The sequence below is a fragment of the Gemmatimonadaceae bacterium genome (assembly GCA_036273715.1).
In the GTDB taxonomy this organism is placed as follows: domain Bacteria; phylum Gemmatimonadota; class Gemmatimonadetes; order Gemmatimonadales; family Gemmatimonadaceae; genus JADGGM01.
Map to the genome: position 1 here is coordinate 1 of DASUHB010000079.1, position 4396 is coordinate 4396.

The window sequence follows — 4396 nt, forward strand, 5'->3', positions numbered from 1 at the left end:
CCGTGAATCCCGAGCACATGCATGAACTTCTTCCGATCCGCGTCCGCCGGCAGCAACGACCCCAATATCGCCGCCCTCGATGCCACCAACGGTCGTCTTGCCCACCACACATGCAGATAGTAGGTAGGCGGTAAGGCCGTCATCGATCGGCGCTCCCGCACACTTTCTTCGCCTAACTCAGCAATCGGCAGCCAGTCTTCGATCAACCGCCGGCCGCTCATCGATTCACGTCCACGCGGTGAGCCGGATCGGTCAACAGCATCCGGAGCGCGCTCAAGACGCGGCGCGGATTCACCCGATGCATTGCCATCCCGAGCCAATAAGCCGCTTCCTCTTGCCCCATTGCCTCGATTCCTTCGGCCACTCGCAACATGCTCTCGCGCCTGCGCATCGGCGCCAACGCCCGAAACAGCAGCCCAAGCACCAGCGCGAGATGTTCGTCTATTCCGTGCGCCGTCGGACCCTGACCCACCGAGCCTAACGAATGCCGAGGTGCGAGTCGTATGCCCGCACCGGCCAGTCGCCGGAGCACGCGATGTTCCACCAGACCGAGATTCCGGCCGCGGAGCCCCGCGATGCGCACCGCCCACCGCAGCTGCGGCGTTGCCGGCGAGGGCAGTTGCCATACCTCGAGCTCCTCGTCGCCCGCCCCGTACGTGCGCATCCGCAGTTCGTACTTGGGCGCCGAGTCGTGCGCCTCAACGGCCGCAAGTCGAAGATGAGCGCGCGTCATGTCGCGACCCGACCCGAAACGCTTCCCACTCCGATGCTTGCGGTCACCTGCGCGGCGCCCGCGACGTAGCGCGCCAACCGATCCGTTAGGCGCTCGGCGGCGTCGCCGGTCATCGACAAGCCGTTTTCCATCCGCAATGCGAACTCCGCCGTGAGGGTTTTCTCCGCAGCCGCCCGGAGTTGTGGCTCGAGAAATTCCCGCAGCGCCTGCGCGTCGGTGGTTGGTCCCTCGAACTTGAACTGGAACACGCCACTTTCTGTTGTCTCGTACTCGCCCTCGAGCGTTACCGTCTTGGTGGCGCCCTGCACCGTTCCGATTACGCCAAGCAGCTTGAACGCGTCGCCCGCATCGAACATGCGAATGTTCAGGCTCTGCAGCCGCTCGAGTCGGCGTCCGCGCGCCTGCTCCCAGATGCGCGCCAGCGCTTCTCTCAACACGCCTTCCTCTGATAGGGCCTCACCACCGAGCACCGCCTGCGACCCATCTACGACTCGAGGCGGAACCTGAGCGGCCAGCCCACCAGAGCCCGACTCCCCCGTTAGGCGTTCGGCGCCGCGTGGCGGCTCCGGCACAGGCGCCGGCCGCGGCCAGATGCCGCGCTCCTTCGCGAACCGCATTGTGAACACGAACGACTGCTCGTCCACCGCGATCGCGGCCTGCGGATCGCCAGGACCATAGAGGAGCTCCCCACTTCGATAGACGAAGTCGCCTTGCTCGATCCCGCGCCGGATGCCGCGCACGAACACGTCGTCGCCCACGAGCATCGGAAGCCCAGGATCGCGCCGAAATTCCTCGCGCAGGGCCCTCGTCGTCATCTCACCCTTCTTGAGTGGCGTGCGATCGCGGATGTAGGCTGGCGAGTCCGGCTCGTCTTCCGTGGTCCGCAGCTTTCTCAAGTCGCGTAGCGCGCGTTCCACCTGTCGTTGCCCAACGCCGGGACTTGCGCTCGCCGACGGGACGTCGATCGCGGTATGGCCGAGATCCACGCCGTTCGCCACACGATCGGCGCGAGAGGGGTAGAACACGTGGCGATAGCACTGCTGAATCGCCAGAGCCACGTCCGTCTCTGATTTGGACTCGAGCTCGCGTACCTTCGCCTGCTGATGATCCGCGAGTTCGCCGATGCGCTCGGCCTTCTTGAGCTCCCGGAGTGCCAGTCGCCTAACCATGCGGTGCCGCATTTCCTCTTTGCGTGCTTCGTCCGCCGTCACGATGACGAGCGCGTTGCGATTGCCCCTCAGTGCTCGATCGTCCGCCCCTTTGTGATTGAAAATCCGCTCAACGAGGTGCGGCACCGCATCTACCACGGCAGGAATCGATACCGCGTCGTAACCGATCACCACGAGGAGCGGCCGGCCGTCGCCGATCTCGTCGGGCACCTCGTACGCGCCGCCCGGAAACGCAACGAGGCTGAACGTGGTCGTCGCCGTGCCCTTGAAAATTTCTTCGATCTTGTGGCGCAATTCCCCACGCGCGTCGCCGGAATCGACCTGGGCCTCCTGGCGTCGGATGATCTGTGTCAGGTTGGCTTCAGCGAGAAAGCGGAGCGGCACGCCCGGCCGGTCATCGAGGAATGCCGACTCTGCAACGAAGCGTTTGCGTGCATCGTCGACGAAACTGACGTCGATGCCGGGGCCCATCATCGAGAAGCGCAGCTCCTCCGGCGACACGCCGCGAAGCTGGTCGTTGAACGCGAGCGAGTGCACGAAGATCGTTCGGGCCACGTACGTGGCGTACGGGGGCAGTCCGCGGTAGTGATCGCGATCGATCTGCTCCGCGAGCGACATACCGCCGCCGTCGCCTGCCACGTCGCGCTTGAGCACCGGCGCGTACTGCGTTAGCCCGAGCCGCGTGACGATCTCCTGGCGAACCGGCTCGTACGCGAGATCGATATGATGGACGTGAACGGCGAAGGCGTCGTCCGGTTTCTGCTCCCACACACGAACAACCGTGCGCGCGACCAGGCGCAACATCCCGCGCACGCGCTGAAAGTTGGAGAGCGTGGCGGCCTTTTCCGTGAGCGTGTCGAGCAGATCCGGGTGGAGCGGATAGGAGGCGCGGAACGCGTCTAACGTGTCCGGGTGCGCCGCCTCCGGCGACAGACCGGCCTCGTGCTGCTTCCATAGCACTCGGTAGGCATCGATCACCGCCGGGATGCGCGACTCGTCGATCGATGCGAACAGCCGACGGCGCAGCACTTGGGCGGCTTCGTCATCCTCCGTCGGATTCAGCAGCGTTGCCTTACGCGCCGAGATGCTTTCGGCTTCGGCCATCCGCGCCGCAATGAACTCGCTCTCCTCGCCGTAGGCGTCGGGGGCTCGGTTGTCCTTCCCGATAGCCAACGTGTAGACGAGCGCCGCGTTAGGCGCGCTCTCGACCGCCTTGAAGAGCGAGGAGAGGAACGCCGACAGTTGGTCGCGCGCACCGGCGAGCCCTTTGACCTTGCGCAGATAGACGGAAAGTTCGTCGAGCAGGATCAGCGTCGGCTCTCCACCGAAGAGCTCGCGGAGCGTGTCCGCGCCGGGAGCGACGCGATGCTCGTCGCTCGCGCGAACGCGTTCGTATCCAGCCGCACCGGCAAGCGCCCACGCGATCTCGCCCCAGGGCGTGTACGCGCGCCGATCTTGGTCCATGGTACGGCCGTTGAGCGGATCAGCGTTCTCGCCGTCGAAGGCCGCGATGCGCACGCCGCGGTTCGGCACGAGCGCCGGATCCAGGAACTCGGCGACGTTCCTAACGCCGGCCATGCCGCGTGCGGCGTGGACAAGCGCGATGAGCGCGTGCGTCTTACCGCCGCCGTACTGCGTGTCCAGGCGGAAAATGGAGGCCGCTTCGCCGCCGGCGCCGCTCAAACGTCGGCAGACGTTGGCCAGAAGGTTCTTGAGGCCGCGCGTCGGATACGTGTTCTCGAAAAACTTGGCGGCGTCCTTGTACTCAGCCGGCGCGGTACCGCGCACGACCTGAGCCAGATCGGCGGCGAAGTCAGACTCGGCGATCGCGCCAGCCCTGACATCGTCGCGCAGCGTACAGACGTCGAAACTCCTCGGCAGAGTCATTCGTTGGGCACGCCGGCAACGCGTACAGCGGCGCGGAGCGGGCAAAACGGCCACGCGTGGAGGAGAGCCGCCGCAGACTGCGCCGAAGGTAATTCCCCAACATGGGGAAATCCATGGGCGGGCTCATCATCCGCCGATGGCACGCAGCCGCCGGAAGAGCGCTGTCTATGAGCCTGAGTATCGGTCCCTGATCCGTCGCGTACGCGAAGCGCGGGTCGAGGCGGGCCTTACGCAAGCCGAGGTGGCGGCGGCACTCGACCGTCCCGTGTCTTTCGTCTCGAAGTGCGAGCTTGGCGAGCGTCGGATCGACCCAATAGATCTCGCGACGTTCATGGAGCTCTACGACAAACCATTCGAGTACTTCATCCCAGCCCGGAGGCGCAGGAAGGCCAAGCCCGACGGCTGACCGACCAGCCGGTGGCCTGACGGCGGTCTACCGTGTCTCGAGTCGCAGGATTTTCGCGTTAGGCAGTGCCAGAACGCGTCGTCAAGGGGAGCTCTTCCGTGCGTCCCCAATTGCCGTGATCCAAGCAATGAACTCGCTGTGTCGTAGACGATACCGCCCAAGAATGTCTGCTCGTAATGCGATCAGATCACGGCGAGCAGC

At 65.3% G+C, this 4396-nt stretch carries 4 protein-coding genes; 1 reads left to right on the forward strand and 3 read right to left on the reverse strand.

The window, feature by feature from the left end; all coding sequences use genetic code 11:
• The 3 genes from VFW04_19250 to VFW04_19260 all read right to left on the reverse strand — a co-directional run.
• Window positions 1-221 (reverse strand): DUF1156 domain-containing protein (locus VFW04_19250; protein ID HEX5181477.1); only part of this gene is annotated, 221 nt, incomplete at its 3' end.
• On the reverse strand, window positions 218-733 hold the full coding sequence (locus tag VFW04_19255; GenBank protein HEX5181478.1) for a hypothetical protein: 516 nt from the start codon (window positions 731-733) through the stop codon (window positions 218-220). The genes VFW04_19255 and VFW04_19250, both read right to left, overlap by 4 nt.
• Window positions 730-3789, reverse strand: a complete 3060-nt coding sequence (locus VFW04_19260; protein HEX5181479.1) for a DUF499 domain-containing protein — start codon at window positions 3787-3789, stop codon at window positions 730-732. The genes VFW04_19255 and VFW04_19260 overlap by 4 nt, the downstream gene beginning before the upstream one ends.
• 136 nt (window positions 3790-3925) lie before the next feature.
• Here VFW04_19260 and VFW04_19265 point away from each other — a divergent pair, with 136 nt between their 5' ends.
• Window positions 3926-4195, forward strand: coding sequence for a helix-turn-helix transcriptional regulator (locus VFW04_19265; GenBank protein HEX5181480.1), 270 nt, complete (start codon window positions 3926-3928; stop codon window positions 4193-4195).
• Window positions 4196-4396: the final 201 nt, after the last annotated feature.